This is a genomic window from Pseudomonas sp. NPDC096917 (assembly GCF_044762555.1).
Lineage (GTDB): Bacteria > Pseudomonadota > Gammaproteobacteria > Pseudomonadales > Pseudomonadaceae > Aquipseudomonas.
In genome coordinates, this window is record NZ_JBIWEO010000019.1 from 57654 (window position 1) to 71652 (window position 13999).

At 59.8% G+C, this 13999-nt stretch carries 12 protein-coding genes; 9 read left to right on the forward strand and 3 right to left on the reverse strand.

What is annotated here, in order from left to right:
• The 4 genes from dapF to ACIQYF_RS19860 are packed head-to-tail and all read left to right on the forward strand — an operon-like array spanning position 1 to position 3143.
• Complete coding sequence (gene dapF / locus ACIQYF_RS19845; protein ID WP_402865221.1) at positions 1 to 831, forward strand: diaminopimelate epimerase; 831 nt, start codon at positions 1 to 3, stop codon at positions 829 to 831.
• 13 nt (positions 832 to 844) lie between these two features.
• The gene (locus ACIQYF_RS19850) at positions 845 to 1561 is read left to right on the forward strand and encodes a DUF484 family protein (protein ID WP_402865223.1); all 717 of its coding nucleotides are present in this window, start codon (positions 845 to 847) and stop codon (positions 1559 to 1561) included.
• A 2-nt stretch (positions 1562 to 1563) separates the two neighbouring features.
• The gene (xerC, locus tag ACIQYF_RS19855) at positions 1564 to 2460 is read left to right on the forward strand and encodes a tyrosine recombinase XerC (RefSeq protein WP_402865225.1); all 897 of its coding nucleotides are present in this window, start codon (positions 1564 to 1566) and stop codon (positions 2458 to 2460) included.
• Positions 2457 to 3143 (forward strand): HAD family hydrolase, encoded by a 687-nt coding sequence (locus tag ACIQYF_RS19860; RefSeq protein ID WP_402865227.1) that lies wholly within the window; start codon positions 2457 to 2459, stop codon positions 3141 to 3143. Before xerC ends, ACIQYF_RS19860 begins: the two co-directional genes overlap by 4 nt.
• A 179-nt stretch (positions 3144 to 3322) precedes the next feature.
• Here the strand turns inward: ACIQYF_RS19860 and sutA are convergent, their stop codons facing one another.
• The 3 genes from sutA to glnK form a co-directional block, all read right to left on the reverse strand.
• Positions 3323 to 3649: a transcriptional regulator SutA gene (gene sutA, locus ACIQYF_RS19865; protein ID WP_402865229.1), complete on the reverse strand. Its 327-nt coding sequence runs from the start codon at positions 3647 to 3649 to the stop codon at positions 3323 to 3325.
• Between the two features lie 485 nt (positions 3650 to 4134).
• Positions 4135 to 5472, reverse strand: a complete 1338-nt coding sequence (locus tag ACIQYF_RS19870) for an ammonium transporter (protein ID WP_402865231.1) — start codon at positions 5470 to 5472, stop codon at positions 4135 to 4137.
• Positions 5473 to 5507: 35 nt separating this feature from the next.
• On the reverse strand, positions 5508 to 5846 hold the full coding sequence (glnK, locus tag ACIQYF_RS19875) for a P-II family nitrogen regulator (RefSeq protein WP_002555808.1): 339 nt from the start codon (positions 5844 to 5846) through the stop codon (positions 5508 to 5510).
• Positions 5847 to 5956: 110 nt separating this feature from the next.
• Between glnK and ACIQYF_RS19880 the strand changes: the two genes are divergently transcribed.
• From ACIQYF_RS19880 to ACIQYF_RS19900, 5 genes are all read left to right on the forward strand, one after another.
• Positions 5957 to 6226 (forward strand): hypothetical protein, encoded by a 270-nt coding sequence (locus tag ACIQYF_RS19880; protein WP_402865233.1) that lies wholly within the window; start codon positions 5957 to 5959, stop codon positions 6224 to 6226.
• Between the two features lie 36 nt (positions 6227 to 6262).
• Entirely contained in the window at positions 6263 to 6523 is a 261-nt protein-coding gene (locus ACIQYF_RS19885; RefSeq protein WP_402865235.1) for an accessory factor UbiK family protein, read from the forward strand.
• A 266-nt stretch (positions 6524 to 6789) separates the two neighbouring features.
• On the forward strand, positions 6790 to 8184 hold the full coding sequence (locus ACIQYF_RS19890; protein WP_402865237.1) for an SrfA family protein: 1395 nt from the start codon (positions 6790 to 6792) through the stop codon (positions 8182 to 8184).
• An 18-nt stretch (positions 8185 to 8202) separates the two neighbouring features.
• Positions 8203 to 11250, forward strand: coding sequence for a virulence factor SrfB (locus tag ACIQYF_RS19895; RefSeq protein WP_402865239.1), 3048 nt, complete (start codon positions 8203 to 8205; stop codon positions 11248 to 11250).
• Positions 11247 to 13997 (forward strand): virulence factor SrfC family protein, encoded by a 2751-nt coding sequence (locus ACIQYF_RS19900; RefSeq protein WP_402865241.1) that lies wholly within the window; start codon positions 11247 to 11249, stop codon positions 13995 to 13997. Before ACIQYF_RS19895 ends, ACIQYF_RS19900 begins: the two co-directional genes overlap by 4 nt.
• Positions 13998 to 13999 lie beyond the last annotated feature (2 nt).

The following is a 13999-nucleotide window of genomic DNA, read 5'->3' on the forward strand; positions in this document are numbered from 1 at the left end:
ATGTTGCTGCGTTTTACCAAAATGCACGGCCTGGGTAATGACTTCATGGTTCTCGACCTGGTCAGCCAGCACGCGCACATTTTGCCCAAGCACGCCAAGCAATGGGGCGATCGGCACACGGGCGTCGGCTTTGATCAATTATTGATCGTTGAAGCCCCGAGCAGCCCGGAGGTGGATTTCCGGTACCGGATTTTCAACTCCGACGGTTCCGAAGTGGAACAGTGCGGCAACGGTGCGCGTTGCTTTGCGCGTTTTGTGCTCGACAAGCGTTTGACCACCAAGCGTCAGATCAAGGTCGAAACCAAAAGCGGCATTATTGAACTGAACGTGCGCAGCGACGGGCAAATCAGCGTTGATATGGGGCCGCCGCGCCTGATTCCGCAAGAGATCCCGTTCGTGGCCGACGCTCAGGCCTTGAGCTATGAGCTGGAGGTCGACGGCCAACAGGTTGAGCTGGCGGCAGTGTCGATGGGCAACCCGCATGCGGTGCTGCGCGTCGATGACATCAATGCTGCGCCTGTGCATGATTTGGGGCCAAAAATTGAGCATCACCCGCGCTTTCCTGCGCGGGTCAATGTGGGTTTTCTGCACGTCATTGATCGTCAGCGCGGGCAACTGCGGGTGTGGGAGCGTGGCGCCGGGGAAACCCAGGCCTGCGGGACCGGCGCCTGTGCGGCTGCGGTAGCGGCGATCAGCCAGGGCTGGATGGACTCACCGTTGATCCTGGATTTGCCCGGTGGCCGTTTGTCCATCGAGTGGGCAGGTCCAGGCCATAGCGTGATCATGACCGGCCCGGCGATGCGTGTTTACGAAGGACAAGTCCGTTTATGAGCGAGCGCATCTGATGACCGACCAGCCACAGCCTTCCGACCTTGAACTGCCTGCTGATTCCTTGGAGGCTGCGACTGTTGCGGCGTACCTGGAGGCTCATCCGGACTTCTTCAGTCAACGCGACGAGTTGTTGTTGGCGTTGCGTATTCCGCACCAGCGAGGCGATACCATTTCGCTGGTCGAGCGCCAGTTAGAGCTGTTGCGTGGTCGCAACATCGAGATGCGTCATCGCTTGTCACAATTGATGGACGTGGCCCGCGATAACGATCGGCTGTTCGAAAAAACGCGACGTCTCAACCTTGCCCTGATGGACGCCACCAGTCTTGAGGAAATGGTAATAGCGGTCGAAGACAGCTTGCGCCAGGACTTCCAGGTGCCCTTTGTCAGCCTGGTGCTGTTTGGCGATAACCCGATGCCGGTCGGACGTTGGGTTAGCAGTGCCGACGCGCAACGTGCCCTGGGCGGGTTGTTGGCCGAAGGCAAAGCGGTCAGCGGCAGCCTGCGTGAACATGAACTGGACTTCCTGTTTGGCGAAGAGCAACGCAAACAGATTGGTTCGACCGCCGTGGTGGCGCTCAATCATCTGGGCCTGCACGGCGTGTTGGCGGTGGCCAGTCGTGACCCTCAGCATTACAAAAGCTCGGTCGGAACGCTGTTTCTGGGGCATATCGCCGAAGTTCTGGGCCGAGTCCTGCCGCGTTTCACCCACGCCCTGCGCTCGGTACGCTAGCCGTGGAACGACAACTGGACGCTTACTGCACTCACCTGCGCAGTGAGCGTCAAGTGTCACCGCACACGCTGCAAGCCTATCGCCGCGACCTGAACAAGGTGCTGGCGTTTTGCGTCAAAGCCTCTATCCCCAGTTGGTCCGCGCTGGATATTCAGCGCTTGCGCCAACTGGTGTCGCGTCTGCATCAGCAAGGCCAGTCTTCACGCAGCATTGCGCGGTTGCTGTCGGCGGTGCGCGGGCTCTATCACTACCTCAATCGCGAAGGGTTGTGCGATCACGATCCTGCCAACGGCCTGGCTCCGCCCAAGGGCGAACGTCGCCTGCCCAAAACCCTGGACACCGATCGTGCCCTGCAATTGCTCGAAGGCGCGGTCGAAGACGATTTTTTGGCCCTGCGCGACCAGGCAATTCTGGAGCTGTTCTATTCATCGGGGTTGCGCCTGTCTGAGCTGACCGGGCTTAATCTGGATCAGTTGGACCTGGCCGACGGCTTGGTTGAAGTGCTCGGTAAAGGCAGCAAGACCCGCGTGCTGCCCGTCGGCAAAAAGGCCCGAGAGGCACTCCTGGCGTGGCTCCCGTTGCGCGCACTGGCCAACCCGCAAGACGATGCCGTGTTCGTCAGTCAGCGCGGCAGCCGCCTCGGGCCGCGGGCCATTCAGTTACGGGTCAAGGCGGCAGGCGAGCGCGAGTTGGGGCAAAACCTGCACCCACACATGCTGCGCCATTCATTTGCCAGTCATTTGCTGGAGTCGTCTCAGGATTTACGTGCGGTGCAAGAGTTGCTGGGGCATGCGGACATTAAAACCACGCAGATCTATACCCACCTGGATTTCCAGCACTTGGCATCGGTTTACGACAGCGCCCACCCACGGGCCAAACGCAGTAAGGGCAGTGAATGACCATTGAGCTGATTACCTTCGACCTCGACGACACCCTGTGGGACACCGCACCGGTGATTATCAGCGCCGAGGCCGCCATGCATGACTGGTTGGCGGCGAACGCACCAAGATTAGGGGCGTTAGACCCTGCGGCATATCAGGGGCTGCGCCAGCGGGTGTTGAGCGATGAGCCGCATCTTAAGCACCGGATCAGCGCCTTGCGTCGGCGGGTGTTGTTTCACGCGTTGAATGACGCCGGTTATGCGAACGCTGCCGGGATGTCGGATGAAGCCTTTGAGGTCTTTATCGAGGCGCGTCATGCCCTGCAAGTATTTCCGTTGGCAGAGCCGACGCTGGTGCAGTTAGCCCGAGACTACGCCTTGGGCGTGGTCACCAATGGCAACGCGGACGTGCGTCGGATCGGGATGGGGCATCATTTCAAGTTTGTGTTGTGTGCTGAAGACATTGGCATTGCCAAGCCGGATGCGCGGTTGTTCCATGAGGCCTTATCACGCGGTGGCGTGGCGGCGGGATCGGCGGTGCATGTGGGCGACCACCCCGGGGATGACATCGCCGGAGCCCAGCAAGCGGGCTTGCGCGCGATCTGGTTCAACCCGGGCGGTAAACGCTGGGACGGCGACAAAGCCCCAGACGCTGAAATCGGCTGCTTAAGCGAGCTTCCATTGGTGTTGAAACACCTGTAGCTGGCCGTCTTTGCGGGCGCTGGCTTGCCAGCGCTGCAGGCGGCTGGGTTTCAACGTGGGGCGCGGTGATGCCATCACGGGCAAGCCCGGCTTCCACACACTTCTGGTGACCCTGGTTTTTCAGCCACAAAAAAACCCGCAGCGACGGCGGGTTTTTTCTTCAAGCGACGGAGCAGCCCTTAGATAGGACGGCTGCCGTACTTGTTGTCAGGCTTTTTGGGTGGGTCTGCCACCACGTTTGCCTCGACTTCCTGCACTTTGCCGCCCCGCGAAAGAAACTCTTCCATGGCACGAGCCAGAGCGTCACGCTCTTTGTTTTTGGCTTCAATACTTGGCAGGTCATCTACCGAAACCGCTGCCTTGGATTTGCCTTTGGCCGCAGGGACAGGTACATCGTCGCCACCGTCATCGTCTGCGATGTCTTCGGCTGCTGCTTCCAGGCCTTCTTCGGTATCGTCTTCGTCACCTACTTCGAGGTCATCATTTTCCAGATCATCGTCGCTCATGTTCTACCCCATGACTTGCGTAAAGCAGATTAGTTATAGACCAGCTGCGCCAACTGTCGACTGCCGCTGGTGAAAAAGTAGCCTTGGCAAACCGAGGCTCAAGTCTCTTCATCGATTAAGGTGATGAGAACTTACCGAGCACCGCGGTATCGCGCTGCTCGTGCAGATAAACACGTTGCCAGCAGCCCAGCGCCAGTGGTTTTGGCAGCCCGGACTGAGGGCCTTGAAAGCGCCGGGAGATTATCCCCGCCTTCGTCCTGCCAGGGTGCCGTTTTTCGCCCCTCGGCGCGCATTCTAGCGCGCTGAATAAAAAAACAAAGCGGCTAATAGTCGAGTTTTGATGTAAGTATTCAGCTTACAAACAAGCGTAGAACTGATCTAAGCCTAAACGGGTAGGAAAAATCATTTCAGTGCCGCGAATAACGCCAGATTGTAGATAAAAAAATACCCGGCAAGCCGGGTATTTTTTTCGACCGCTTTCACGCTTACAAGTTGTAACCGCGTTCGTTGTGTTGTGCCAGATCAAGGCCAACGGCCTCTTCTTCTTCAGTGACACGCAGGCCCATCACGGCATCCAGCACTTTGAGAATGACGAAGGTCACAATCGCGGTGTAGACCACAGTGAAGGCGACACCCTTGAACTGAATCCAGACTTGCGCCGCGACGTCAGTCACGGTGCCGAAGCCGCCCAGTGCAGGGGCTGCGAACACACCGGTCAGGATGGCGCCGACGATACCGCCGATACCGTGCACGCCGAATGCGTCCAGCGAGTCGTCATAGCCCAGTTTGCGCTTGAGGCTGGTGGCGCAGAAGAAGCAGATCACCCCTGCCGCCAGACCGATCACCACCGAGCCCATTGGGCCAACAGTGCCTGCCGCTGGGGTAATGGCGACCAGGCCGGCTACCACGCCCGAGGCGATGCCCAGTGCGCTTGGTTTGCCGTGGGTGATCCACTCGGCAAACATCCAGCCCAGTGCAGCGGCGGCGGTTGCGATTTGGGTCACCAGCATCGCCATACCGGCGGTGCCATTGGCAGCGGCAGCGGAGCCTGCGTTAAAGCCGAACCAGCCGATCCACAGCATGGCAGCACCGACCAGGGTGTAACCGAGGTTGTGCGGCGCCATTGGGGTGGTCGGGTAGCCTTTACGCTTGCCGAGCACGATGCACGCTACAAGGCCTGCAATACCGGCGTTGATGTGCACCACGGTGCCGCCAGCGAAGTCGAGCACGCCCCAATCACCCAGCAATGAACCCGGGCCGCCCCAGACCATGTGCGCGATAGGTGCATACACCAGGGTGAACCACACACCCATGAAGATCAGCATGGCCGAGAACTTCATGCGTTCAGCGAACGCACCGACGATCAGGGCTGGCGTGATGATGGCGAAGGTCATCTGGAAGGTGACAAACACTGCCTCAGGGAACAGCGCCGCAGGGCCGGTAATGCTGGCAGGTGTGATGCCAGCCAGGAACGCTTTACCAAAGCCGCCGATGAAGGAGTTGAAGTTAACAGCACCCGCTTCCATGCCGGTAGTGTCGAACGCGATGCTGTAGCCGTAAGCGACCCACAGAATGCTGATCAGGCCGGTGATGGCGAAGCATTGCATCATCACGGAAAGAAGGTTTTTGGAGCGGACCATGCCGCCGTAAAACAGCGCCAGGCCGGGAATGGTCATAAACAGCACCAAAGCCGTGGCAGTCAGCATCCAGGCGGTGTCGCCGGAGTTTAGGACTGGAGCAGCCACTTCGTCTGCCGCCATGGCCAGGCCAGGCATTACGACGGACAACAGGGCTCCGAGCCCTGCGATTTTACGCAGAGTCATAGTGTTTTCTCCTGGGGCGTTGGGGGTTTGGCGGCTTAGATTGCGTCGGTATCGGTTTCGCCGGTACGGATGCGAATAGCCTGTTCCAGATTGACCACAAAAATCTTGCCATCACCAATCTTGCCGGTGTTGGCTGCCTTGGTTATCGCCTCGATAACCCGGTCAAGATCTTTGTCGTCGATAGCGACATCAATCTTCACCTTTGGCAGAAAATCGACCACATACTCCGCGCCGCGATACAGCTCGGTGTGACCTTTCTGCCGGCCGAAGCCTTTAACCTCAGTAACGGTAATGCCTTGCACGCCGATTTCAGACAGCGACTCGCGTACGTCGTCTAATTTGAACGGCTTGATAATGGCGGTGACTAGCTTCATGAAACTTCTCCCGAATTGGTGGACTTGCCCCAGGAAAACAAACCCGGCTCAAGTCTAAGCGCAGTGTCTGGCTTTGTAACGCTTCGTTGACCTTCTTCAGGCAACGCAACGTGTATCAATCGCTGGTGACGAAAACACTCCCTGAACCACCTGCCGCACTACCATCGTCACAGCAACTGCATCAGTACGTGAGTCATGAGCAACTAAGCAGAAACCTTGCCATGTCTGGAAAAATCATTAATTACAGTCATTTACCGATGTTTGATGGCTTTGTGCCTGATTTGGCAAAGGATTTGTGCACGCAAACGGTGCATGGGTACCAGGCCGGATGCTCGAATTACGTGCGAATGCCGGGCGGCAATACGCCCGACACTGCGTGATACACTCGCCGTCATCAGTTTTAAGGACCTTAAATCATGCTTGCGCCCAAAGATCTTCTCGACGCCCTGAGCGGTCACGCCTCTCGTATGTTCAGTGGCGAAACTGCGCTGCCGCGCAACGAAATCGAAAGCCAGTTCAAAGCCTTGCTGCAAAGTGGCTTCAGCAAACTGGACTTGGTAAGCCGCGAAGAATTCGACAGCCAGATGGTCGTCCTCGCCCGCACCCGCGCACGCCTTGAAAGCCTTGAGGCCAAAGTGGCCGAGCTGGAAGCCAGGTTGCTGCCGCCTACCGAGTAATGCCCGTATGCGGTGCGCACCTGCGCCCGAGGGTGGTTTGCCGCGCTTTGCTGTTGGATCTGAACCAACCTTTGCTTGCCCCTGTTTTGCAGGCGCTGCCTCATGCGGTATGCGCCCATTACCTGCCCCACGCCGACAAATTGACGGCTATTCACTAATGGCTATTTGACGCCAATATCGCTTTAACATTACTGTCTTCATCTACCAGGGAGGCGGTGCGGACATCAGTCCGGGTTTTACCGCGCGAATTAATGAGTGGAGCAAGGATGCGCGGCGCACTTTTACGCAGTGGCAAAAGTGGGGCTTTTACGGCCCTTGGTGAAACTGGACAGCCGGTCTATCGGGCTGCACTGCAACTACGCGAAGCGATTCGCCGCAAAAATCCTGACATGGCCCTGCATTTGGCCGTCCCGCAAAGTGATGAGCTGGGCGACAACATTGACTGGTACAGCGATGTCCAGGGCGATGTCGTGCCGTGGGGCAGCGCCACCGAAGCAGAGCGCGCGCCTGCCCGCGCCCAGTTGGAAATCTTCAAAGCCTTTTTGGCCGAGCAGAGCAACACGCTGCTGAGCGAAGGCGCCAATTCGCCCCTCAGTGACAAGGCGGTCTTCGCCAAGCTGCTCACGCGAGTCATCGCCTTTCCTGATGAAAGCTTTGTGTACCTGGTCAACGGCACGCCGGTACTGACCTTTTGGGGGTTTGTGCACCCCAATGCCGATCGTTTTCTAGACCCCTTGTATTGCCTCTATCCGCGTACTGAGGTGCCCGCAGCTGCGCCGTTGGCGCCTGTTGCCGAGCCCGTGGCGACGCCGCCGCGCGTTGCGGAGGTGGTCAAACGCCCTTGGTGGCGCTGGTTGTGGTGGCTGCTGCCCTTGCTGTTGCTCCTGCTATTGCTGTTGTTCGGGCTGCGCTTTTGCACGCCGAATGCATCGTTGCCCGATACGTCAGGCAACGCGTGGCAATGGCCAAAGGTTGAGGTGCCCCAGGTGCTCAAGCCGATTATGGGCAAACTGGGCTGGGGTGATGGCAATGGCCTGTCGGGTCAGGGCACTGGCATGGGCGACGCTTCGCTGCCCAAGACGGGCTCGGACACTGCCCCAGTACCGGCTCCTGAACCGGACAGTGACGCACCTGCGCCCGTACCGGAACCCGCTCCCGAGCCGTCACCCGAGCCGCCCGTACCGGAACCCGCTCCCGAGCCAGCCCCCGAGCCTGCTCCGACCCCTGCTCCGACCCCTGCCCCGCCGCCGATCCCGGGCGCCGGCTCAGACAAACCCGAGGTGCCCGGCCAGTCGTTGAGCATTCCGCCTGAAGCCGCGGACGGTCAGGCGGACTTCCTCAACGGCCGCTTCCGTGCCGGGGCAGGTATTCAGGACAAAACCACCGGCAAGCCGTTGCGCCTTGAGTACCAGTTCAAGGACGGCCAGGGCCAGGTTGTGGTGCGCAAGCCCGACGGCATCAGTTGCACAGGCCCGGTCACGGCGGCCATGCACGGCGGCAACCTGTCGATCAACAGCCTGGGCCAGGCGGCCTGCGGCGACGGTAGCCGTTACGAAATGCCAAAGGTTGATTGCCGTCAGGGTGCCAAGAGCATTGCTGACTGCAGCGGAATTTATGAAGACAAGCAATTCCCCATCTCCATGCGGCAGATGGGCGAATAAGCACGGGAAGATTTCGACATGTTGCCAGAAGTTACCCAGTTTGAAGACGTCGTAAAACTGGTCAGTGATACGGGCATCCAGTTCATGGATTTCGCCTTCCGTCAGGACCAGATAACGTCCCCCAATGGCGCCTTTACGTTGATCGATGGCGACGTGTTGTGCCGTTTGCAGGTGCACACCGACGAGTCGTACTTCTACGAAATTGACCACGAGAAACGGCAAAAGGCCGAGCCGGACTTTTGGCTGCCGATCAGCAAGAGCCTCGCTCTGCTGGACGGGCTTTGGCTGCCCTTGCCGTTCTTCCGCTACATGCCGCCTTACACCTTTGATCAAGGCCCGAGCAACTGGGCGCGCATGCGCTTCGTCAAGCTGGCGGAGCCGGACATCGATGGCAACACGCACCGCCTGACGCTGGCCCTCGACACGCGTGTGATCGTCAAAAAAGAGGGTATGGCTTACCTGGCGCCCAATGAAGAAGACGTCAGCTCCGGGGTGTCGTTCCGTGTCGCCTCCAAACTGGCGCAAATGCGCTGGTTCCAGGACTTGCCGTGGGTCAAGGAGTGGCTGCTGGAAGCGTTCCGCGACGCCAGCGTTCGGGTCGACCGCGATCTGCTGCAAGACCAGGAAGATGAAAAACACCCGCAAGCGCATTACCTCAACCTGCTGAGCCTGCTTGAGCGGGTCGAGCAAATCGGGCCGAACCCGGCGCAGCCGGTGATTGTGATGCCAGAGTTGACGGTGATCGCCAACGGGGCAAAGAGCCAGACCAAACCGATACCGGTCGACCTGATTCTGGACGTCGGCAACTCGCGTACCTGCGGGATCTTGATTGAGAACCAGGGCGTGGACCGCATGGGCCTCAAAAATAACTACGTGCTGGAGTTGCGCGACCTGCTGGCCCCGGAGCATGTCTACAACCAACCGTTCGAAAGCCGTGTCGAATTCTCCAAGACTTCGTTTGGCAAAGATCATTGTTCGAGCAAAAGCGGGCGCCACGATGCGTTCCAATGGCCGACCATTGCCCGAGTCGGTAATGAAGCCGGGCGCCTGGCCAGCCTGCGCCGTGGCACCGAAGGCTCAACCGGGCTGTCCAGCCCCAAGCGCTACCTGTGGGATGAAAACGCCTACGATCATGGTTGGCGCTTCAACAACGCCTACATCAAAAATGACAGCGAGCCACCTGCGACGGCTGCCCCGTTTTCGCACCTGATCAACAACCTCGGCGAGGCGCTGTACAGCCTTCCCGAAGACGATCAAATGCCGGTGTTCAAGGCGCTCTATTCGCGCAGCTCGCTGATGACGTTCATGCTGGCCGAGGTCTTGACCCAGGCGCTGGCACAGATCAACAGCCCGGCCCAGCGTGCGCGCCAAGGCAAAACCGGCATCCCGCGCCATCTCAACAGCATCACCCTGACCGTGCCGCCCGGCATGCCGCAGGCTGAACGCAGCATCTTGGGCAAGCGTATGTCGCAAGCCATCGGCCTGGTCTGGAAAAGCATGGGCTGGCACAACAGTGACGAGGATCCGTACACCGATCAAACGGAGCCCCCGACCACCCCGCTGCCGCTCATCAACATTGATTGGGATGAGGCCTCGTGCGGGCAACTGGTGTACCTCTACACCGAAATTGCCGAGAACTTTGCCGGTCACCCGGAAGAGTTTTTTGCCACCCTGGCCCGCCCTGACAAAGCCGACCGCGATCGCATTACCGTGGCCAGCATTGATATTGGTGGCGGTACCACGGACCTGGTGATTACCGAGTACCGAATCGATCCGGGTGCCCGTGCGGTGCACGGCATGAACGTGCACATCGTGCCCAAGCAACTGTTCCGCGACAGCTTCAAGATCGCGGGCGATGACATCCTCTTGGACATGATTCACCGCGTCGTGCTGCCGAGCCTGGAGCAAGGCTTTCGCGAGGCCAAGGTCGAGTCGCCGGACTCGTTGCTGTCACGCTTGTGCGGCAGCGAAACCATCAGCACGCAAAACGAGGTGCTGCGCCAGCAGCTCAACCTGCAAGTGCTCACCCCGCTGGGGCTGGCGCTGCTCAGGGCCTACGAGCAATTCGACCCGCTGGCACCGGCTGCGCCCGAGACCTACACCTACCGCCAGTTGCTGACCGAAAGCGACATCAACCTCAGCGTGCTGAACTACGTCAGTGGCGCGGTGCGCCGTGACACCGGCGGCGAAGTGTTCGACCTGCTGGACACCAAAATCACCTTCAACCTGCGCGCCATTCACGACATGTTCCTCAATGACGGCGTGAATATTGGCAAACCGCTCAGCGCGCTGTGTGAAGTGATCGCGCACTACCCGTGCGACGTTCTGCTGCTGACTGGCCGGCCTTCGCGCCTGCCCGGCGTGCAGGCGTTTATCCGGCAGAACCTGCCGCTGGTGCCGGGGCGCATCGTACCGATGCAGAGCTACCGCACGGGCGGCTGGTACCCGTTCCACAAAAACGGCCTGATCGACGACCCGAAAAGCACCGCAGCGGTCGGCGCAATGCTCTGTCTTTTGTGCGCCAACCACAGTGTTCACGGCTTCTACTTCCGTGCTGACAAGCTGGTGCCTTACTCGACCATCAAGCACATCGGGGTCATCGACCTGGAAAACAGCATCCGCGACCGCGACGTGCTGTTCCGCGATATCCGCACCGAGCGTGGCTGCATCCAGCTGGCCGGGGACAGCGAAGAAGAACAAGCGGTGACACCGGCCCTGGCCATGCCTTCGGCCATCCGCCTGGGCTTCCGTCAGTTGAGTGTTGAGCGCTGGGCGGCCTCGCCGCTGTACAGCTTGAACTTCACCGATGAAGGCAAACGCAAAATGGCCACCGGCACCCGTGATGGCAGCGGCGCGGTGGCCAGCGTGCGCTTCAAGGTCGCGAAGAACCCGGAAACGGCCAACGCCGGGCTGGTCAGTGACCAGTTGGAGGTGCGCAGCGTGACCTCCAACACAGCAGAGCGCCTGGACAAAAATGACGTACACCTGCAGCTCAACACCCTGCTGGTGTCGAGTCTGGGGGACAACACCTATTGGCTCGACAGCGGAACAGTGAAGCACTCATGAACGAACTGACCCCAGAACAAAAAGCCCTGTCTGCGCGTTGGGCAGCCGTTCATGCCGGTGCGGCCAAGGCCCTGGAGTGGATTGAGCAAACCCGCCCGACAGCGCCGAGCCTGGACGGTCAGGCCGATGATTTGAGCTATGACCTGCACCGCGTGCGCAATGAGGCGGCGAACCATGAGCGTGCTGCCACCCGGCCGATGACCCTCGGCTTTTTTGGCATCTCGCAAGCGGGCAAGTCGTACTTGATCCTGTCGCTGGCCGCCGGCCAGAACGAGCGCCTGGAAACCCTGATGGGCGGACGCCGTGTTGACTTCCTTAAGCACGTCAACCCGGCCGGTGTGGGCAAGGAAGCCACGGGTCTGGTGACGCGCTTCAGTCGGCACGCCAAGGCCTCGGATGACGATCAATACCCAGTCGAACTCAAGCTGTTGGGCGAAGTCGACCTGATCAAGATTCTGGGTAACTCCTGGTTCAAGGACTTTGATCAGTCGCGGGTCACGTTTCGCATCACCGATGAGGTGATCCAGGCGGCATTGAAGCCCTTCGAAGGGCGTGAAAACGGCCCCGTACTGCCGGGCCTCAGCGCCGACGATGTGGTCTCGCTGTGGGACTACTTCAAAACCAGTTTTGCCAACGCCGTCAGCCTGCTCGACCACGGCTATTGGCCGCGCGTGCTCAAGCTCGCGCCGCGACTCACGGTGCCAGAGCGCACGCAGCTGTTTTCGCTGTTGTGGGGTAATGAGCCCGCGCTCAAAGACGTTTACACCTCGCTGGCCGGCAGCTTGCACCAGTTGGGGTTGCCTGCGACTGTGTTCGCACCGCTGCACGCGTTGTTCCGCCTTGATGACAAGGGTCGTGAAGTGCAGAGCGACAGCATCATGAGCGTTGATATTCTGGCTCGCTTCGGCACCGCCAAAGACCATCCGATCGACGTGCGTGCGTTGCTCAACGGGCAACTGCAAACACCGCGCAGTGTGCTGGTGTCGCACTTGGCGGCGTTGACCTCGGAGATGACCTTTCGGCTGGTTGAAACCCCCAAAGACCCGATTGTGAATGAGGTCGATCTGCTCGACTTCCCCGGCTATCGCGGGCGCATGTCACTGACCGACTTTTCCAAGATCAGTGATCCGGCGTTGAGCGAAGGCGACAACCCGGTGTCGCAGCTTATCTTGCGCGGCAAAGTGGCGTACTTGTTCGAGCGTTACACCGACAACCAGGAAATGAACGCCCTGGTGCTGTGCACCAACTCGAACAAAGGCATCGAAATCAACGAAATCGGCCCGGTTCTGACCCGCTGGATTGAAAACACCCAAGGCGCGACCCCCAAGGAGCGTGCCACCCGCAGCAGCGGTTTGATCTGGGCCATGACCATGCTCGACCTGCGGATCAATGCCATGGTCAAGATGGCACCGGGGCTTCGTCCAGACAGCTGGGGCGGGATGATCCAGTCTGCGATGACCGAGCGCTTTGGCCGTCATGACTGGCTCAATGACTGGGCCGATGGCATACCATTCAACAACACCTACCTGGTGCGCAAACCCCACGAAGATTTTGTCTGTGTGGCTTACGACAGCAACCGGCTCGAAACCGGCATCCTGCCTGAATATCAGCCGGTGCTGGATGACATCGGCAGCGCGTTTGAAGAAGCGCCATCCGTCAAACAGCACTTCAGCCAACCTGCCCAAGCCTGGCAAGCGGTGTTGGGCGGGGACGGTGGCATGAGCCGCATCATCTCGGGCATCAAGGCGGTTGCCAGCCTGGACTTCAAACTCCAGCGCCAGCGTGAAAGGCTCGAAGAATTGCTGACCTCGTTCACCACCCAAGGCGTGTCCGAATGGTACATGCCCGACGGTGACGGGGCCATTGAAGCCAAGCGTGCCCAAGCGCAAATGATCTATTCGGGCCTGCGCCTGCGCGGCCAGAAGCTGGGAGATTTCATCAGCCATCTGCAACTGCCGGTGGCCGCCGTGCGCGAGCTGTACCTCAGCGGTGAATACGACAACGAGGCGCTCGTCGCCCCGGCCGAGGTAGAGCCAGACGCGGTACCCGTTACGCCGGTCAGCAGTGGTTGGGCGTTTGATGACGGCTACGACGATGCACCGGTCAGCGGCAAGGCCGTGAAGGCCGATGCGCCATTGGCCAAGCCCCAGGGCCCGCAAAACAGTGCCCAACGCTTCGCCCGTGCTGCGTTCAATATGTGGATCTCGCACTTGCGCCACTTGAGCAGCAACACCGGCTTGCTGGCGCTGCTGGGCTTCGACAAAAAGCTGATGGATGCCGTGGTCGCGGAAGTGATCGTGGGGGCCTATCGCGCCCAGGTGCTGGAGCAACTGAGCGCTGCTGTCGCCAAGTGTTCAGAAACTAACGCACGCCGCGAAAGACTGGTCGAACGCCAAGTGCTCGAAGTGCAGATGGTGTTGCGCGACTTTGTGTCCTGGTTTGGTTATTTCACCCAACCGGTCACGGAGCGCCCTGCCAGCCGCGCCCGCCATGGCAACCCGGTGTTTGGTTTCTACGCGCCGGTCAACGCCGCCCCGGCACAGGTGTCGCACGAGTCTGAGCCTGAACACTACCTGCCGACGCTGCCCGAACAAGTGGGCATGCCCGCCATGACCTTCCTCACGGACTGGATGTCGGCCCTGGCCGCCATGACCGAAGCGAATGCCGGGCATGGCGCGGGCAGTGAAATAACCCCTGAACAAAATGAACGGCTGGGCCTCGTGCTCAAAGCCTACAAGGCGATTTAAGC

What these genes read in the sequence shown, in the direction of transcription:
- ACIQYF_RS19850 (WP_402865223.1), top strand. Translation starts at nt 845, where the DNA reads ATGACCGACCAGCCACAGCCTTCCGACCTTGAACTGCCTGCTGATTCC.
- glnK (WP_002555808.1), bottom strand. Translation starts at nt 5,846, where the DNA reads ATGAAGCTAGTCACCGCCATTATCAAGCCGTTCAAATTAGACGACGTA.
- sutA (WP_402865229.1), bottom strand. Translation starts at nt 3,649, where the DNA reads ATGAGCGACGATGATCTGGAAAATGATGACCTCGAAGTAGGTGACGAA.
- dapF (WP_402865221.1), top strand. Translation starts at nt 1, where the DNA reads ATGTTGCTGCGTTTTACCAAAATGCACGGCCTGGGTAATGACTTCATG.
- ACIQYF_RS19870 (WP_402865231.1), bottom strand. Translation starts at nt 5,472, where the DNA reads ATGACTCTGCGTAAAATCGCAGGGCTCGGAGCCCTGTTGTCCGTCGTA.
- ACIQYF_RS19890 (WP_402865237.1), top strand. Translation starts at nt 6,790, where the DNA reads ATGCGCGGCGCACTTTTACGCAGTGGCAAAAGTGGGGCTTTTACGGCC.
- ACIQYF_RS19860 (WP_402865227.1), top strand. Translation starts at nt 2,457, where the DNA reads ATGACCATTGAGCTGATTACCTTCGACCTCGACGACACCCTGTGGGAC.
- ACIQYF_RS19885 (WP_402865235.1), top strand. Translation starts at nt 6,263, where the DNA reads ATGCTTGCGCCCAAAGATCTTCTCGACGCCCTGAGCGGTCACGCCTCT.
- ACIQYF_RS19895 (WP_402865239.1), top strand. Translation starts at nt 8,203, where the DNA reads ATGTTGCCAGAAGTTACCCAGTTTGAAGACGTCGTAAAACTGGTCAGT.
- ACIQYF_RS19900 (WP_402865241.1), top strand. Translation starts at nt 11,247, where the DNA reads ATGAACGAACTGACCCCAGAACAAAAAGCCCTGTCTGCGCGTTGGGCA.